At 34.3% G+C, this 16,921-nt stretch carries 16 protein-coding genes and 1 tRNA gene; 5 read left to right on the top strand and 12 right to left on the bottom strand.

Translation table 11 applies throughout. The features are described from left to right. Nucleotides 1-62: 62 nt before the first annotated feature. Nucleotides 63-269, bottom strand: a complete 207-nt coding sequence (locus tag Cop2CBH44_RS09130) for a heavy-metal-associated domain-containing protein (RefSeq protein WP_021930523.1) — start codon at nucleotides 267-269, stop codon at nucleotides 63-65. Between the two features lie 10 nt (nucleotides 270-279). Further along, a complete protein-coding gene (locus Cop2CBH44_RS09125) occupies nucleotides 280-2,487 on the bottom strand; it encodes a heavy metal translocating P-type ATPase (RefSeq protein WP_200754680.1) in 2,208 nt (735 codons plus the stop codon). A 251-nt stretch (nucleotides 2,488-2,738) separates the two neighbouring features. Here Cop2CBH44_RS09125 and Cop2CBH44_RS09120 point away from each other — a divergent pair, with 251 nt between their 5' ends. Further along, entirely contained in the window at nucleotides 2,739-3,311 is a 573-nt protein-coding gene (locus Cop2CBH44_RS09120; RefSeq protein WP_246469105.1) for a DUF5715 family protein, read from the top strand. A gap of 4 nt (nucleotides 3,312-3,315) precedes the next feature. On the opposite strand, the gene Cop2CBH44_RS09115 is transcribed toward Cop2CBH44_RS09120, so the two are convergent. From Cop2CBH44_RS09115 to Cop2CBH44_RS09070, 10 genes are all read right to left on the bottom strand, one after another. Beyond that, the gene (locus Cop2CBH44_RS09115; protein WP_200754678.1) at nucleotides 3,316-4,467 is read right to left on the bottom strand and encodes a hypothetical protein; all 1,152 of its coding nucleotides are present in this window, start codon (nucleotides 4,465-4,467) and stop codon (nucleotides 3,316-3,318) included. Between the two features lie 42 nt (nucleotides 4,468-4,509). Beyond that, nucleotides 4,510-5,463: an N-acetylornithine carbamoyltransferase gene (locus Cop2CBH44_RS09110; RefSeq protein WP_021930527.1), complete on the bottom strand. Its 954-nt coding sequence runs from the start codon at nucleotides 5,461-5,463 to the stop codon at nucleotides 4,510-4,512. A gap of 111 nt (nucleotides 5,464-5,574) precedes the next feature. Further along, nucleotides 5,575-6,828: a glutamate-5-semialdehyde dehydrogenase gene (locus Cop2CBH44_RS09105; protein ID WP_021930528.1), complete on the bottom strand. Its 1,254-nt coding sequence runs from the start codon at nucleotides 6,826-6,828 to the stop codon at nucleotides 5,575-5,577. A gap of 186 nt (nucleotides 6,829-7,014) precedes the next feature. Continuing rightward, a complete protein-coding gene (gene proB, locus Cop2CBH44_RS09100) occupies nucleotides 7,015-8,118 on the bottom strand; it encodes a glutamate 5-kinase (RefSeq protein WP_200754677.1) in 1,104 nt (367 codons plus the stop codon). 11 nt (nucleotides 8,119-8,129) lie between these two features. Further along, nucleotides 8,130-8,555, bottom strand: coding sequence for a DUF695 domain-containing protein (locus Cop2CBH44_RS09095; RefSeq protein ID WP_200754676.1), 426 nt, complete (start codon nucleotides 8,553-8,555; stop codon nucleotides 8,130-8,132). 28 nt (nucleotides 8,556-8,583) lie between these two features. Beyond that, nucleotides 8,584-10,239 carry an AMP-binding protein gene (locus tag Cop2CBH44_RS09090; protein ID WP_044225946.1) on the bottom strand — a complete coding sequence of 552 codons (1,656 nt, stop codon included), beginning with the start codon at nucleotides 10,237-10,239 and terminating at the stop codon, nucleotides 8,584-8,586. Between the two features lie 42 nt (nucleotides 10,240-10,281). After that, nucleotides 10,282-10,836, bottom strand: coding sequence for a helix-turn-helix domain-containing protein (locus Cop2CBH44_RS09085; RefSeq protein ID WP_200754675.1), 555 nt, complete (start codon nucleotides 10,834-10,836; stop codon nucleotides 10,282-10,284). Between the two features lie 183 nt (nucleotides 10,837-11,019). Then, on the bottom strand, nucleotides 11,020-11,475 hold the full coding sequence (locus Cop2CBH44_RS09080) for a hypothetical protein (RefSeq protein ID WP_021930533.1): 456 nt from the start codon (nucleotides 11,473-11,475) through the stop codon (nucleotides 11,020-11,022). Nucleotides 11,476-11,492: 17 nt separating this feature from the next. Continuing rightward, nucleotides 11,493-11,858 (bottom strand): hypothetical protein, encoded by a 366-nt coding sequence (locus tag Cop2CBH44_RS09075; protein ID WP_021930534.1) that lies wholly within the window; start codon nucleotides 11,856-11,858, stop codon nucleotides 11,493-11,495. Between the two features lie 37 nt (nucleotides 11,859-11,895). Beyond that, entirely contained in the window at nucleotides 11,896-12,447 is a 552-nt protein-coding gene (locus Cop2CBH44_RS09070; protein ID WP_021930535.1) for an RNA polymerase sigma factor, read from the bottom strand. A gap of 426 nt (nucleotides 12,448-12,873) precedes the next feature. Between Cop2CBH44_RS09070 and Cop2CBH44_RS09065 the strand changes: the two genes are divergently transcribed. From Cop2CBH44_RS09065 to Cop2CBH44_RS09050, 4 genes are all read left to right on the top strand, one after another. Continuing rightward, complete coding sequence (locus Cop2CBH44_RS09065; protein WP_044225944.1) at nucleotides 12,874-15,243, top strand: TonB-dependent receptor; 2,370 nt, start codon at nucleotides 12,874-12,876, stop codon at nucleotides 15,241-15,243. A 115-nt stretch (nucleotides 15,244-15,358) separates the two neighbouring features. Continuing rightward, nucleotides 15,359-15,446 (top strand) — tRNA-Ser (locus Cop2CBH44_RS09060). 497 nt (nucleotides 15,447-15,943) lie between these two features. Continuing rightward, nucleotides 15,944-16,228 (top strand): LysO family transporter, encoded by a 285-nt coding sequence (locus Cop2CBH44_RS09055; protein ID WP_021930538.1) that lies wholly within the window; start codon nucleotides 15,944-15,946, stop codon nucleotides 16,226-16,228. Next, a complete protein-coding gene (locus Cop2CBH44_RS09050) occupies nucleotides 16,218-16,844 on the top strand; it encodes a LysO family transporter (protein ID WP_200754674.1) in 627 nt (208 codons plus the stop codon). Before Cop2CBH44_RS09055 ends, Cop2CBH44_RS09050 begins: the two co-directional genes overlap by 11 nt. The last annotated feature ends 77 nt before the right edge of the window (nucleotides 16,845-16,921 follow it).

Raw genomic sequence — 16,921 nt, 5'->3', positions numbered from 1 at the left:
CATATATTTAATGATGTGAAAAATTAGCATAAAAATAGGCCATTTTTAAAAATGGCCTATTTTTATGCTAATTTTTCGGCTTTGAACCCTGCTTCTGAAACTAAAGTTATGATTTCATTATCTGTTAAAGAAGAGTTAATAAGTAAGGTCCTGTTAGGATTAGTTAAGTCTATAGACCATTCTGTTATTCCTGGAGTATGATTTAATTTTTCTCCGATTTTTGCCACACAACCAGCGCATTTAGCATTTGTTTTAAAAGTACGTTCCATAATTTATTATTTAGTTTATTTTTATCCATTTTAGACGAAGACTGTTGAGTACTACCGATACTGAGCTAAAAGCCATTGCTGCACTTGCCCACATCGGATTTAGTAATATTCCGCATATTGGGTATAATAATCCTGCAGCAATAGGTATTCCTATAATATTATAAATGAAAGCCCAGAATAAATTTTCTCGGATAATCCGTACGGTTCTCCGAGATAAATTGATTGCTTTGGATAATAAAGATAAATCTGAAGTGATTAATGTTATCATGGCAACATCCATGGCAATATCTGTCCCTTTACCCATTGCAATACTGACATCGGCACGAGCGAGAGCCTGAGAATCATTTATTCCGTCTCCTACCATGGCAACAAATTTCTTTTTGTTTTGAAGGGTTTTGATATATTCTTCCTTACTTGAAGGAAGTGCATCTGCTTGTATATTTTTTATTCCTAATTTTAGAGCAACCGAGTTTGCTGTATGGCGATTATCTCCAGTTAGTAAATGTATTTCAATACCTTTTTTTTGTAATGAAGAAATGGCATATTTTGAACTTTCTTTTATAGGATCAGATAATGCAAAAATGGCTAATATTCTATTTTGCTTACCGTAACAGACGATACTTTGACCATCATTCTGCCATTGTTTGAGTACAGGTTTTACGGATTCAGGGAATGTTGTTGTTTGTTCTGCTGCCATTTTTAAACTCCCTACCCAAAAAGAATTTTTATTATATTCTACTGTAATTCCTTGCCCTGTAAGACTTTGAAAGGAAGTGACAGAAATAGGCTGAATCTCTTTTTTTAATAGAAAGTCGGTCATGGCAAGAGCAAGAGGATGTTCTGATTTTTGTTCGGCACTTAATAGTACAGACAGCATTTCTGTATCAGGTGTTTGTAACCATATTTCTGCTGTTACAGCAGGGTGTCCTTGAGTAATAGTTCCAGTTTTATCTAATACAATGCAATTTACTTTACAAAGATTTTCGAGAGCAAAAGCATCTTTTATCAAGATATGATTTTCAGCTCCTCTTCCTATTCCAACCATAAGAGCTGTTGGAGTTGCCAATCCCAAAGCGCAGGGACAAGCTATTACAAGAACGGAAACTGCAGATAAAAGAGCATAGGAAAAGAAATCATTACCTCCGACAAATAACCATACGATAAAGGTGATAATTGCAATTATAATAACAATCGGTACGAAGTAAGAACTGATTTTATCTGCAATTCGTTGCACAGGAGCTTTACTGCCTTGTGCTTCTTGAACCATACGTACAATCTGAGAGAGTATGGTTTGTGTTCCTACTTGTGTCGCTGTAATGGAAAAAGTGCCTTTTTGATTGATTGTTCCGGCCAGGACTTTGTCTTTGCTCTGCTTTTCTACAGGGATAGGCTCTCCACTTATCATGCTTTCATCTACGTATGAATTTCCGTCGAACACAATTCCGTCTACAGGAACTTTTTCTCCAGGTTTTACTCGAATAAGATCTCCGGGTTTTAGAATATTTAAAGGAACCTCTTTTTCTCCCTCAGTAGTGAGTAGGTGTGCTGTTTGAGGTTGTAACCCCATTAGTTTTTTTATTGCAGATGATGTATTGTTTTTAGCTTTGGATTCCATTAGTTTTCCAAGTAGAACAAATGCAATAATCATGCCTGCAGCTTCATAATAAACATGTGGTTCAAGGCCACGTTTTGTCCAAAAGTCTGGATAAATAGTATTGAATAAGCTAAATAAAAAGGCTATTATTGTACTTAAAGAGACCAAGGTATCCATATTAGCCGATTTATGACGGAATTGCTTCCATGCGTTTATATAGAAAGATTGGCCGCAAAATAATAAGATGGGGAGAGTAAGTAAAAGCATTACCCAGTTTGCCCAGTTTTGGTGCATGATGGTCATAGATATACCCATAAGAGGTATCGATAATATCCATGCCGCTATTGTACGCTTTTTTATACTTTGGTAATGTTGTTTTTCAGCTTTTTCTTGGATTTTTTCTCTGTTATTTTCTTCAATGACTAAATCATATCCGATTGCTTGTACAGCCGACTTTATCTGTAATAATGATGTTTTTTTCGGATCGAACGATACTGTAAGGGTATTTGTTGCAAAATTGACAGTAGCAGAATCGACTCCAGGTATTGAGCGTACCTCATTTTCTACGTTATTAGCGCATACGGCGCAACTCATTTCAAGAACAGGAACAGTTATTTTTTCCATAAAATTATAAACAAGAATCTTGATAGAAAATTCATTAAAGATATAACAAATATTTGAAATCTGGAGTTTATTTTCTACAATGAAAAATGGGGGTAATGAAAAATTTCGTAGAAAAGAAAAAATTTTCTAAGTTTGTGAAGCATTATAGTTCCTCATTTAGTTAAGAAAAATTTTTAGTGAAGATAGTAATATATTTTTTGTTAATTTTATTTGTCTTTTTAGGTGGATGTTCGCAAAGAAAAGAACAGAGAATGATTCCTGTGAAAAAAGATATCCGTATTAATCCGTTTGGCCGATATTCATCAACATTTAATGATATGAATGATGTTCATTTATCTTCGGCCATGAGTTTGGGTATTAATCCGATACATTCTCGTGAGGAGGCATTTGATTTGGGAGAAGCATTATGCCAGATAGAGGATTGTGATTATTATTCCATTGATTCGCTTTCACATTCAATTCCTTTTTTAGTTCCGAAAGCTCGGGATTTATTAGATACAATAGGACGGAATTTTATTGATTCTCTTCAGAGTAGAGGAGGAGGTAGTTATAAGATAATTGTTACTAGTGTATTGCGTGCTGAAAATGATATATCAAGACTAAGAAAAAAGAACAGCAATGCCAGTTCAAATTCAGCACATCGTTTTGGTACTACATTTGATATTGCGTATTCCCGTTTCCAACGGATAGACAATAGATATACTGTTGCTGATGCTCAGCTTAAGCATTTGTTAGCTGAAGTGTTACTGGCCCTTCGAAAGCAAAATAAGTGTTATATCCGTTATGAGATAAAACAGGGGTGTTTTCATATAACAGCTCGTTAATTTTTTAGTTTTGAGAGATTTTTAATAAACGGCCAAACCCACGATAGCTAACAGAAAAACCCAACTGAACTCCTTTCAACATAAAATCGTATTTACCATAGTTTATATATATACGTGTTCGTATAGATGAAGTGAACATTTCATGATGTCCAAACCAAAAAGATGGAACCAGCGATACGATAGTTGAAAAACGATAGTCAAAATTTATTCCAGCTGTTATATTAAAATCATTTTTATATATATTGACTTTATCTTGTCCTTGACGGTCAAGAACTCGTGAATACTCGGTTTGAGTACCACCGATGAATGGCATCATAGAAAAATGTTTATTATCTATCATTTCATACCCCAAGGCTACTGAGAATTGAGAATAAGATGGATGTTGTCCTTTTATCCAAGTTGTTTCTTGCGTACCTTTATCATATGTAATAGATAAATCTTGTTTCATTTTTGTGGAGCCTGCAGCCATGTCTAAAAGCAGGTGGGCTCTTTTATATGCAAAATCGAGACCTAAATGAAATTGCCAGGCTGGGGAAAAGTAATTTGATAAATCATCTCCTATGGGAAAAATTGCACCGAATCCAATGTGAATACCATATCCAAACCCACGAGGTTGTATAAGCGGAGTTGAAGATAAAGGCGTAGCTCTAAGTTCTTGAATAATGTATAATTCCCATTCTCGCATTTTGTTTTGATTTTTTCCTTTGGCTGTTTCTATTGCCATTTTTTCACATTGTTCATTATATAGTTGCATATAATGTCGATGTTCGTTTTCTGCATCTATTCCTGTGAGTCCTTTATTTAATTCGTTTTGTAATTTCCTTCTGTAAAGCTCAAGAAGGTCGAATGTTGCTTGATAATACCGTAATAGTGTATCTGACTTTTCACTTGGAACTATTCTGGATTGAGGTCGATCGATATAAGCATATGCCCGTGGCCGTATTGTTTTGGTATTTCCTTCTTTAGTCTTTTCGATATCTATACCCAAATTTGTTTTTAATATTGAGGACACTCCTTTTATATTGGTTGTATCTTGGAAATCTTCCCACGAAAGCATCCCACTACTCCATTGTTTCGTATTGGTATCTCTCTGCTGTGCCGATATGGTAAAGCATATCATAGATAAAATGATGATGTAGGTAAAAGATTTTTTCATAGTTGTATATATTGGGTCCTCTTTAAAAAAAGACTGATTTTGTTATAAACTTTCCAAAATACGTTTTAATACAACTTGGGCCGATATTTCTCGATTTGCAGCTTCTGGTATGACGATAGATTGGGAGCTTTCGATTACGTCGTCACTTACAATCATGTTTCGTCTTACAGGTAAACAGTGCATGAAGAATGCATTGTTTGTTAATGCCATTTTTTCAGAGTCTACAGTCCAAGACCGGTCTGTATTGATTACTTTTCCATAATTCGGATCTGTATATGCAGACCAATTTTTAGCATATATGAAATCTGCGCCATCAAAAGCTTTTTTTTGATTATATTCTACTTTTGCATTTCCTACAAATTCAGGAGCAAGCTCATATCCTTTGGGATGAGTAATTACGAATTCGTAATCTGTAGCGTTCATCCATTCGGAAAAAGAGTTTGCTACAGCTTGAGGAAGTGGTCGTGGATGAGGTGCCCAGGTTAATACGACTTTGGGTTTTTCTTTAGTTTTATATTCTTCAATTGTAATCAAGTCTGCAAAACTTTGTAATGGATGTCGAGTTGCGGCTTCCATGCTAAATACAGGTCGACCAGAATATTGAATAAACTGATTTAATATTTTTTCCTGATAATCATCTTCCTTATTTTCGAATTTGGCGAAAGAACGAACACCGATAATATCACAATAGCAACCCATTACGGGTATGGCTTCTAAAAGGTGCTCCGGTTTATCCCCGTCCATGATGACTCCTCGTTCTGTTTCTAGTTTCCAAGCTCCTTGGTTGATATCTAATACCATTACATTCATACCTAAGTTCATTGCAGCTTTTTGAGTACTGAGGCGAGTACGTAAACTTGAATTGAAAAAAATCATCATCAAGGTTTTGTTCTTGCCTAGCTCTTGGTATCCAAAACGGTTGCTCTTTATCTCGAATGCTTCTTTTAAAGCATCTTTTAAATTTCCCAAATCATGGACATTTGTAAAATAACGCATTACATTGAAATTTTTATATGTGTAAAACTACAAATTTATCGTTTATATAACTTCCTTTTTAGACTTTTTTTGAGGGTAAATAGGACAATTTGTGATAAAGATATAAAAAAATTAATTCTGTCGTGTTTGTCCATCCCCCCAAATTACATATTTATATGTAGTAAGCTCTGGAAGGGCCATAGGACCTCTTGCATGTAATTTTTGAGTGCTGATACCTATTTCAGCGCCAAATCCAAATTGTCCTCCATCAGTAAATGCTGTAGAAACATTGCTATATACACAGGCAGCATCTACTTCTTTAATAAAGCGTTGTTGACGGCTTTTGTCTTCACTAATAATACATTCGCTATGTTTTGAAGAATAATGATTGATGTGTTCCAATGCTTCATCCATATTATGCACTGTTTTTATTGCCATTTTATAATCTAAAAATTCTGTACCGAAGCTTTTTTCGTTAGCCAATTGCAAAAGTTCCATTGGATATTGATTTTGTAAGACTTTATAAGCTTCGTCATCAGCATATATTATAACATGTCTGTTTGATAAGGGTGAGCATAATGCAGGGAGGTCGTTTAGTCTTTCACTATCAATGAGCAAACAATCTAAAGCATTGCAAACACTGACTCGTCTGGTTTTAGCGTTATTAATAATGTTACTCCCCTTTTTTACATCTCCGTATTTATCGAAATAAGTATGACAAATTCCTGCTCCGGTTTCTATGACTGGGACCAGTGAATTATTTCTGACAAATTCAATCAAGTTTTTACTCCCTCGGGGAATAACCAAGTCGACATAATCAACAGCTGTTAATAATTCGGAAGTTATTTCTCGTTCATTTGATAGTAAAACTGTTGTATTTAAGTCAATTCCAAACTTTGTTAACACATTGTTAATAACATTTAGAATTGCTTTGTTTGAGTATTGAGCCTCAGAACCTCCTTTTAAAACGCAGGCATTTCCCGATTTTAAGCATAGAGAAAAAACATCGAATGTTACATTGGGGCGTGCTTCATAAATAATTCCTATAACACCAAATGGTACTGAAATTTTACATATTTTCATTCCATTGGGGCGTATTGTTTCGTTTAAAATATGCCCTAAAGGAGAGGGAAGAGCGGCTACTTTACGCATATCAGAAGCTATTTCAGAAATACGAGCACTTGTCAACATGAGTCTGTCGTATTTGGGATTTGATTTGTCCATAACTTCTAAATCACGTTTATTTTCATTCAGAAGATATGAAATTTCTTTTTCTGTTTCATCAGCAACTGACATTAAAATTGAATTTATTGTTGTTACATCTAATAGATTCAATTTGCGGGAAGCATTTTTTACAGCTTTAAGGATTCCTGTTATTGATGACATAGCTTTTTTGTATGATATTATTGATAACAAATTTAGGAAAAAAACGGTAAAGAAGGATATAAATAATAATTTTTATTCATTCAATTTTATAAATATACACAAATATATCTATTTCTATACATAAAAATGAATAAATTTAAACTTTTCTTTAAACTGTATTTATGAGCAATAAATTATTGATTTTATTTAATCGAGATATAAATAGTCGTAATGTATCAGTGGTTTAGCTCCCTGTTGGCCTATGAGCTTACGTGCCTTGTTGCTATCAAAGGAGGCTCTTCCTAAACCAATAGCTTCATTTTTGTGATTGAAAATTCGGACAATATCACCTTTTTCGAAATCTCCTATGATTTGAGTGATACCGATAGGCAATAAGCTTATTGCTTTAGGAGATAATAGCATTTCTGTCGCACATTGATTGATATATATTTCTCCTTTAGCAAATCCTGCAGAATGGGCAATCCATTTTTTTACACTCGAAGGAGCTTTAGAAGAGGGCAAGAAACGAGTACATACCATTTTACTACCAATCTGTAATAAATCAGGTAAGATATTATCTTTCTTTCCATTTGCGATGATTACAGTAATACCTTCATCTGCAACTTTTCGAGCTATGTTGCATTTTGTTAACATACCTCCGCGACCGAAAGAAGATTTGTGGGTCTGGATGTATGATGATAAGTCATTTTTCCCATTTTTTATCTCTGTTATAACGGTTGATTTTGGATCGTCCGGTGAACCATTGTATATACCGTCTATGTTACTCAATATTATTAAAGCTTCCATATCCATCATGGTAGCGATAAGTCCAGAGAGTTCGTCATTATCAGTGAACATTAATTCTGTGACTGATATTGTATCGTTTTCGTTAACTATGGGGATAACGTTATTTTCCAACATTATATCCATACAATGTTTTTGGTTCAGATAATGACGACGTGTAGCAAAATTTTCTTTCATAGTAAGGACTTGTCCACAAGAAATCCCATGTTCACGGAATAGTTCGTAGTATCGATTTATCAATTTTGCTTGTCCTACGGCAGAAAATAATTGGCGGCTTGAAACTGCATCAAGTTTTTTATGTTCTTTTAGTTCACTTCGTCCAGATGCTACAGCGCCAGACGAAATTAAGATGATTTCAATACCAGATTTGTGCAGTTCGGCTATTTGGTCGACTAAAGCAGACATTCGGGTGATATCTAATGTTCCGTCTTTTCGAGTCAAAACATTACTTCCTATTTTTACCGCAATTCGTTTATATTGGTATAATACAGATTTTTCATTCTTCATGTTACAAAATTTTAAATCCCAAATGTCTTTAATAGAGATTGGTAATCAGACCACTGTGCATCTTTTGTTGCTCCTATTTGTATAGGGAGCTTTGGAAAATGATTAAATGTCTCATTAATTAAAGCCGACATCTCATCAATGGACCGAGCGTAATATACAAACCATGCCCTATTTCCACCCATATGTATTGCAGAGAGTATTGCGATATCTTTACGTTCAACAATATCAGTAAGAGTATTCATGGCATGTTCTGTGAGCTCAGCTTCTTTGTCTGTTGGCATGCCATTTTCCCCAACACCTTTGTATTGCCATTGTATTTCAATACGCATAGGAAAAGAATCGAATTGTTTTTGACTTTTGGCAAATAATCGTCCTCGTGTTATAATCTGACCTAAATCAGAATCTTGAGATCCGGCAAACCATTCATTATCTTGCATATTCAAATATCGTGTATCAATGTCTTACTTACTGGTTGTCTTTATTTCGTATTTCAACTCGACGAATTTTTCCACTAATAGTTTTAGGCAATTCTTCAACAAATTCAATGACACGGGGATATTTATAAGGTGCAGTGACATGTTTAACATGATCTTGGAGTTCTTTAATTAAGTCTTCTCCCGCGCGTTCCTTATAACTTGCTGCTAAAACAATGGTTGCTTTTACTACTTGTCCTCTGACTTCGTCAGGAACTCCAGTTATGGCACATTCAACTACTGCCGGGTGTGTCATTAAAGCACTCTCTACCTCAAAAGGTCCGATACGGTAACCGGATGATTTGATTACATCATCAGCACGTCCAACGAACCAGAAATACCCATCTTCATCTCGCCAAGCAACATCTCCAGTATAATAAATATTATCGTGATAAGCTTCTTGTGTTTTTTCGGGGTCACGATAGTATTCTTTGAACAATCCCAATGGTTTTCCTTTATCAGTCCTGATTACTATTTGTCCTTGTTCTCCATCTTCAGCCCATCTTCCGTCATTAGTTAACAAATCGATATCATATTGAGGATTCCGAATACCCATAGAACCTGGTTTGGGCTTTACCCATGGATAAGTAGCAATAGTCAATGTCGTTTCGGTTTGCCCGAAACCTTCCATTAGTTTTATGCCGGTAATTCTAAAAAATTCTTCATAAACTTTCGGGTTTAGAGCCTCTCCTGCAATTGTACAATATTTCAGAGATGAAATATTAAATTTACTCAAATCTTCTCGAATTAGAAATCGAAATACTGTTGGTGGTGCACAGAAAGACGTTATGTTATATTTTTCGATCATAACTAATACGTCAGCAGGTGTGAACTTTTCGAAATCATATACAAAAACATTTGCTCCAGCAATCCATTGTCCATAAAGTTTTCCCCAAACCGCTTTTCCCCAGCCTGTATCAGCAAGTGTCAAGTGCAAGCTGTTTTCATGGAGGTTATGCCAAAATGAACCGGTTATAATATGTCCTAAAGGGTATGTGAAATCATGTGCCACCATTTTAGGATTTCCAGTTGTACCAGACGTAAAATAAAGTAAGGAAGTATCGTTATTGTTATTTACGAAATTTGGACGCTCGAATGGTTTTGCTGTATCGATTCCTGTATGAAAGTCTTTCCATCCTTCAGGAACGATAGGGCCTATCGATACGCAGTGTTGTAAAGACGGGGAGTCTGCTATGGAACGATTGATATGATCTGTAACGATTTTGTCACCGACAGCAACTATCATTTTTATATCAGCCGCGTTACAACGATAAATAATGTCTTTTTCTGTTAGTAAGTGAGTTGCAGGTATACATACGGCTCCTAATTTATGTAAAGCAATGATAGAGAACCAAAATTCATACCTTCTTTTGAGAATCAGCATGACCATATCTCCATGACCGATGCCTAAAGACTTGAAATATGCGGCCGTTTTATCACTTTCCCGTTTAATATCTGCAAAGGTAAAGTCGATGTGTTCCCCTTTGTCATTTGTCCAACATAAAGCTTTTTTATCAGGTTGAATGCGGGCCCATTCGTCAACTACATCATAGCCGAAATTAAAGTTTTCTGGCACTTTTACCTTAAAATTTTGCATGAAATCCTCTTGGGAACTAAAAGAGGTTTTATTTAAGAATTTTTCTAACATAATATTCTTGTCTTATAAACGTATCGTTTATCTGTTATATTGTTAAATAATAATGGCGAGGAATTTAACGGATTTCCCATCAAGAGCTTTCATCCCATGAGGTCTGTTTGCATCAAAGTAGATACTGTCCCCTTCCTCCAAAATCAGTTCTTTAGTTCCAATTTGCAACATGACCCTTCCTTCAAGAACTAAATTAAATTCTTGTCCGGGATGAGTATTAAGGTGTATAGATTGTGTCTCGGTAGCAGGTTCTACTGTAACGATGAACGGATCGGCTTTTCGGTTCATAAATCCAGCTGCCAAAGATTGGTATTTGTAGGCTTTTGTCCGTTCCACAGCAGCACCTTTACCTTTTCTTGTTAGAAAATATGAGTTCATGCGAGGTTCATCTCCAAACATCAAAGCAGAAAGATCCACACCATATTTAATGCTAATCTGATGTAAAGTGCTGACTGGAATATCAATATTGCCACTTTCATAACCTTTATATATTTCCTCTGTCACACCACAGGTTTTGGCCATATCTTTTATGTCAATATCCAAAGCATCACGTAATCCGATTAGTCGTTCAGCTATTTGTTTTATTTGATCATCCATATTATATAAATTTGATTTTACAAAGTTATTTAAATGCATGTTAAAAACAAAGAAATGAAAGTAAAATAAAGGATTTTGTGGATTTTTGATACTGTAATAGTTCCTTTTTCTATATAATGAAAAAGGCGTCTGGAAAGACACCTTGATAAATTCTTTTTAGTTTATTTTAAAATTGGCGAGATACTATTTGGCTGGTCTATGGTCTTTCAATAATTTTTTTGCAAATAAGGCCTCGGCTCTTTTATATAAAAACATTTTTTTAGGGGAAAGGATTTTTTTGAATTTTTCGAAATATTCTTTTTCTAATAAAGCTTCCTGCAGAGGTAAATCATTGATTGCTGCTGCAGAAGCTGCATATTCGTTTTCACTGACAGGCATTGTTGAGTGGGCAATACGTTTCATCTCTCCTCTCACTTTTCGGTTTAGTTGAAATTTTTTGCTTTGTAATTCTTCGTACAAAGGAAAAAATTGTTTCTCCTCAGCTGGTGTTAGACCTATCTCTTTTATTAGATATGCTCTTTTTTCAGCTTTGAATTGTTCTAATCGGTTTTGAGCTTTTGGAGAAACCGTTTGTGCGTAAGTTAAACCACACCAACTAAATGTCGAAAAAAATATGAAGAGTGTGATAAGTTGTTTCATATATTTTGGAATTATATTTATTTTTTCTCTTCTGCCAGATACTCGTAGATAGTATAGTCATCTACATGACTATAAAAAATATAGTCATCGATAGTGCTCTCTGAGATAGAAGATGTATCTGCCTGTGTCGTTGTAATAGCTTGGTCGGTACTCGAATTGGGAGTAACAAAAGTTTTTATCATAAGAGAAATACCGGCAAACATGGCTGCCATGTATATCCATGGTTTACATTTTTGCCATAAAGAGACCGGAGTTTTTTCTTTTACTTCTATAGCGGGCAAATGAGACATAATCCTATCGTTTAAGTTCTCGAAATAATCTTCAGGAACTTTAAAGCCCGTTTTCCGGTTGATTTGTTTCAATATGTTTTTGTCTTTTTCCATATATTCTAATGTTTAGACAAAAGTATGGCAAAAAGGTTTAATCTGTTTGTAATAAAAATTCTTCAACTTTTTTTGCGGCATGGTGATACGAAGCCTTTAGAGCTCCGACGGATGTTCCTAATATCTCTGAAATATCTTCATATTTCATTTCATCGAAATATCTCATATTGAATACTAATCGTTGTTTCTCAGGAAGTCTTAATATAGCTTTTTGTAATTTGAGTTGGAGATTATCTCCATCGAACCAGGTATCGGCTTCTAATTTTTCGGAAAGAAATACGTCTACACTATCTAAGGAAATATTTTGTTCTTGACGTTGTTTGTTTAAGAAAGTAATGCACTCATTGATGGCAATACGATAAAGCCATGTAGACAATCGGGCTTCAGCTCTGAAATATTCGAGATTGCACCAAGCCTTCATGAATGTGTTTTGGAGTAAATCGTCAGTATCATCGTGTGATATGACCATTTTTCGTATTTGCCAATATAGGGGTTCACTATATTGCGCGACAATTGTCGCAAATACTTTTTTGCGTTGCTCTGGATTCTGTATTTGTTCAACAATTTTTGATTCGTCGAGAGGTTGCATATAAAATATATCCCGAGATAACGTGTGTTTTAAGAATTAGCTTTTATTTAAAAACACCAATAATTAGAACAAAGTTCCTTTATTCAAGTAAACTTTCTTCAAAATTAAATTTATCTGTTTCTGGTGCTTTTATAATAGGTCGCTAATTACGATAAAATATATGAGATATGCAAAAAATGAAGGTTAGGTTTTGTGAATTAGCTTTTGTTTTATAACAAGATATAACTTTTATATCTGATTATGTGTAAAATTGTAGAAAAATGTTTATGTATAAAAATAGAATTATAGAGTGGAGAATAGGAAAAATCACTATATATAGCGATTGTGTCTTAAATGTTTATCATATTCCTTTGTGATATAAATAGAAAGTTTGTAAGGGTGTAACTATTTTAAGTTTGAAAGATTTATATGATAAGACGGCAACTTATGTGTTTATGCTTTTTATTATTGACTTTAATTGGAAATGCAGGAGAAGAATATGTAGATTCGACTGGATATAAAAATTATTATTTGCAGGAGATTCAAATAGTTTCCAATCCTAAATCTGAATCGAAATTATTAGAATTCCCTGCTTCAATAACAGTGTTTAATACTCGAAATATAGAAGATTGTCGGATTATATCATTAAAAGATTTATCTACGTTGTCCCCTAATTTTTATGTTCCGGATTATGGATCTAAGTTAATATCATCAGTTTATATAAGGGGTATAGGTTCTCGTATCAATTCTCCTGTGATAGGATTATATGTAGATAATGTTCCGTATTTGGATAAAAGTGCTTTTGATTTTGATTTTATGGATATAGAAAAAGTTGAGGTATTGAAAGGACCGCAAGGGACACTTTATGGGCGAAATACAATGGCAGGATTGGTAAATATTTATACTCGCTCCCCATTTGATTATCAGGGTACGAAAATTCGAGGAGGATATGGTAATGGAAATGCTTGGAGTGTTGCATTGTCGCATAGTTATAAAGTGAATGAAAAGTTTGCATTTTCTTTAAATGGGCGATATCGTAAGGATGATGGTTATTTTATGAATGAATATACTGGAGAAAAATCAGGAACGTCAGAGGTCGTTGGAGGACGGGGACAATTACAGTGGCGCATCAATCGTAGGTTAAAGATAAATATATCTTCTGATTTTGAATATAGTCGACAAAATGGATATCCGTATAGTAAATACGATAAATTTGAAAAACGGTGGGAAAAAATTAATTATAATGATGAGGCTTCTTATAAACGAAATCTTTCGACTACAAGTCTTTTTGTACAGTATACTCATGAGTGTTTTGTTATGAGTTCTACGTCTGGTTATCAATATTTAAAGGATAATATGCATCTTGACCAGGATTTTACTCCCTTATCGGTATTTACTTTACAACAGAAACAAAAACAAAATGCATTTACTCAAGAAGTTGTATTTAAGTCGAGTGCATTTAGAAATTTACAATGGGTGGCTGGTATTTTTGGTTTTTACTCTGGATTGAGAACTGATGGACCAGTTAATTTTAAAAAAGATGGGATTTCTTATTTAATAGAAGGGCAGACCAATACTCAATTATCGGCTCTGAAGGTACAATATCCTAAAATGCCGGATTTGTCTTTAGACATTGATAATTATAATTTATATATTAATGGTACTTATCAGACTCCTACATTTGGATTGGCTGTGTTCAAACAATTGGTTTATAATAATATGTTTACTAATGGTTTATCTGGTACAATAGGATTACGCCTCGATTACGAAAATTCTCGTATAAAACATAATACATACTCGACCGACAATTTGCGGGGGAATATTTCTGGTCAGATGACTGTTGTACGCCCTTCTGTTATAGGGGGAGATTTGGTTATACCTATTTTGATACCTCTTGATATTCCTCTGAGTATTGAAGGAAAAGAACGAATGGATATGTGGGAATTACTCCCGAAATTTGAATTGAAGTATAAGATTGGCAAATCTTCTGTTCTCTATCTTTCTGCAGCACGTGGTTATCGTTCCGGAGGATATAATTTTCAGATGTTTTCCAATTTAATACAATCTCAAATAAGAGAGAAGATAATGCAGACGGCATTTTATCAAATGCCGTCTGGAATATTTCCAGAAATACAGGTGTCTGAAAGTATGCCAATGCGGGATATTATTGCGTATAGGCCGGAGCATAGCTGGAATTACGAAATAGGAGGACATTCTGTTTTTGGGGATAATCGTATTTTTGCAGATATTTCAGCCTTTTATATTGATTGTCGTAATCAGCAGATATCTGTTGTCAGTGGATATGGACGGATTACCAAAAATTCTGGGCGTTCGGTCAGCAAAGGTATAGAGGCATCTTTTCGATATGTTCCGATGGATAATTTACAGTTTTCAGTTTCTTATGGATTTACTCATGCCTGTTTTGTTTCTAATAATGATGGAGAAATTGATTATAAGCATAATTACGTACCATTTACACCGAAGCATACATTGGCAATTACAGGAGGTTACTCTATACCGGTAAATTGCTCGTGGCTTGATAAGATAGATATTGATTTGCAATATCTTGGTAGAGGACGTATTTATTGGACTGAACTGAATGACGTATCACAACCTTATTATGAATTAGTAAATGGGAGTTTTTCTTTCACCAAGGGTCCTTTTAATTTAAAGATATGGGGAAAAAATATTTTTAATCGTCGGTATCAATCATTTTATTTTGAAGTGATGAATGCTCAGAATTTAAAACAAGATAATGGCTTTGCACAGAAAGGTAGGCCGGTAACATTTGGTACAGATGTAACGATCCGATTTTAATAAAATATTATTTTATTGAGAGAAAATGATGATTAAATTGTCTGATTTCAGAAAAAGAATTATATTTGCACAGCTTTTGCCGAAGGGCATCCCCGGTAAAAGCTATTTCATTTTTGGAGTGATGCTCGAGTGGTTGAAGAGGCACGCCTGGAAAGCGTGTAATCGCCTAAAGCGGTTCGGGGGTTCGAATCCCCCTCACTCCGCTCAAATCTGATTCTTGATAAAACATATGGAAGAAAGGCAGTTACAGGGATGTAACTGCCTTTTGTATTTTGTAATGAATAATATTTCTTGAAGATGAAACTGATGATACCATTGTGTTACAGAGTTCTATAATGGATATAGATGTTATTTGTTAGATAAAATATGTCAATTTGATATTATAATGTTGTAAATATTGCTATATGGCATAAAAATATATAGCAATTTGATATTTTGATGTTTTATTCTTACCTTTGCATCCGAATAAGGACAATGCATTGAGATATGAATAAAATTTTTCTAAATAGTTTTAACAGACAAAATACCTTTATGTCATGTGGTGTTTTGGGTGTGCATGTCCATTGGTTTAGTGGTTTTATCTAAATTATACTTCCTTTTTCAGGACTTGTTCCTTAAAGTCTTTTTTATATTTAGTGATTATTTTGACTTAATTATTGAAATTGAGGAATTTTTTTGCCCGTATTAAATGGTTATGTATATGGTTATGATTTTATGCCTATTATGTATAGGGATAGGAATAGGTTATCTATGTCGTCGAGTCTATATTTTAAGAAAGCTGGAAAGCACGATTTCTTATACAATTTTTATAATGTTGTTTATTTTTGGTATTACAATAGGTGCCGATAAGAATATAATTAATAATATTGGAAATTTTGGCTTACAAGCAGTATTATTAGCCGTTTGCGGTGTATTGGGAAGTTTATTCGCCTCTTATTTGGCGTATAGAATATTATCAAAGAAAGGAGACCAAAATGAAAAGTAATTTGATTATTATAGGGAGCTTTTTGGCAGGAATATTTTGTGGAATGTTTGGGAACGAAGATCTGGTTGGTTATTGTGCTGATGCTCCTATGTGGTTGTTATATGCACTTATTATTCAAGTAGGGTTAAATATAGGCGCAAATGGAGAAATAGGCGCTATGTTACAAGATATGAAAGTATCTGTTTTTTTATTGCCATTATTTACGATATTGGGAACGTTACTTTTTTCTGCAATGGCAAGTATGCTGTTGAAAACTTGGAATGTGTATGATTGTATGGCGATAGGAAGCGGATTTGCTTACTATTCTTTATCTTCTTTGCTCATCGTGCAGTTCAAAGAGGCGGCAATTGGCTTGGAGATGGCAACACAATTAGGCACTATAGCTTTACTTGCTAATATTATCAGAGAGATGTTAGCTTTGTTCGGGGCTCCATTTTACGCATCTTTATTTGGAAAATATGCACCGGTATCTGTAGCTGGCATTAATTCGATGGATGTTTGCCTGCCTGTCATTAGTCGCTGTTCTGGTAAAAGTATTGTTCCAGTTGCCATAGTCCATGGAATAATTTTGGAGATTAGTGTTCCGTTATTGATATCTTTATTTTGTAAATTATAATCTGTGATAAGTGTTATTATTGGATTTATTTGGAAATAAAAAGTTATTTTTTTTGTAAAAATAATGTCGGTAAAACA

Origin of the sequence: Coprobacter secundus subsp. similis (assembly GCF_015097275.1) — a bacterium.
Taxonomy (GTDB): Bacteria; Bacteroidota; Bacteroidia; order Bacteroidales; family Coprobacteraceae; genus Coprobacter; species Coprobacter secundus.
Note: the sequence above shows the minus strand (reverse complement) of the source record. Positions and strands in the feature narration are given on the sequence as shown.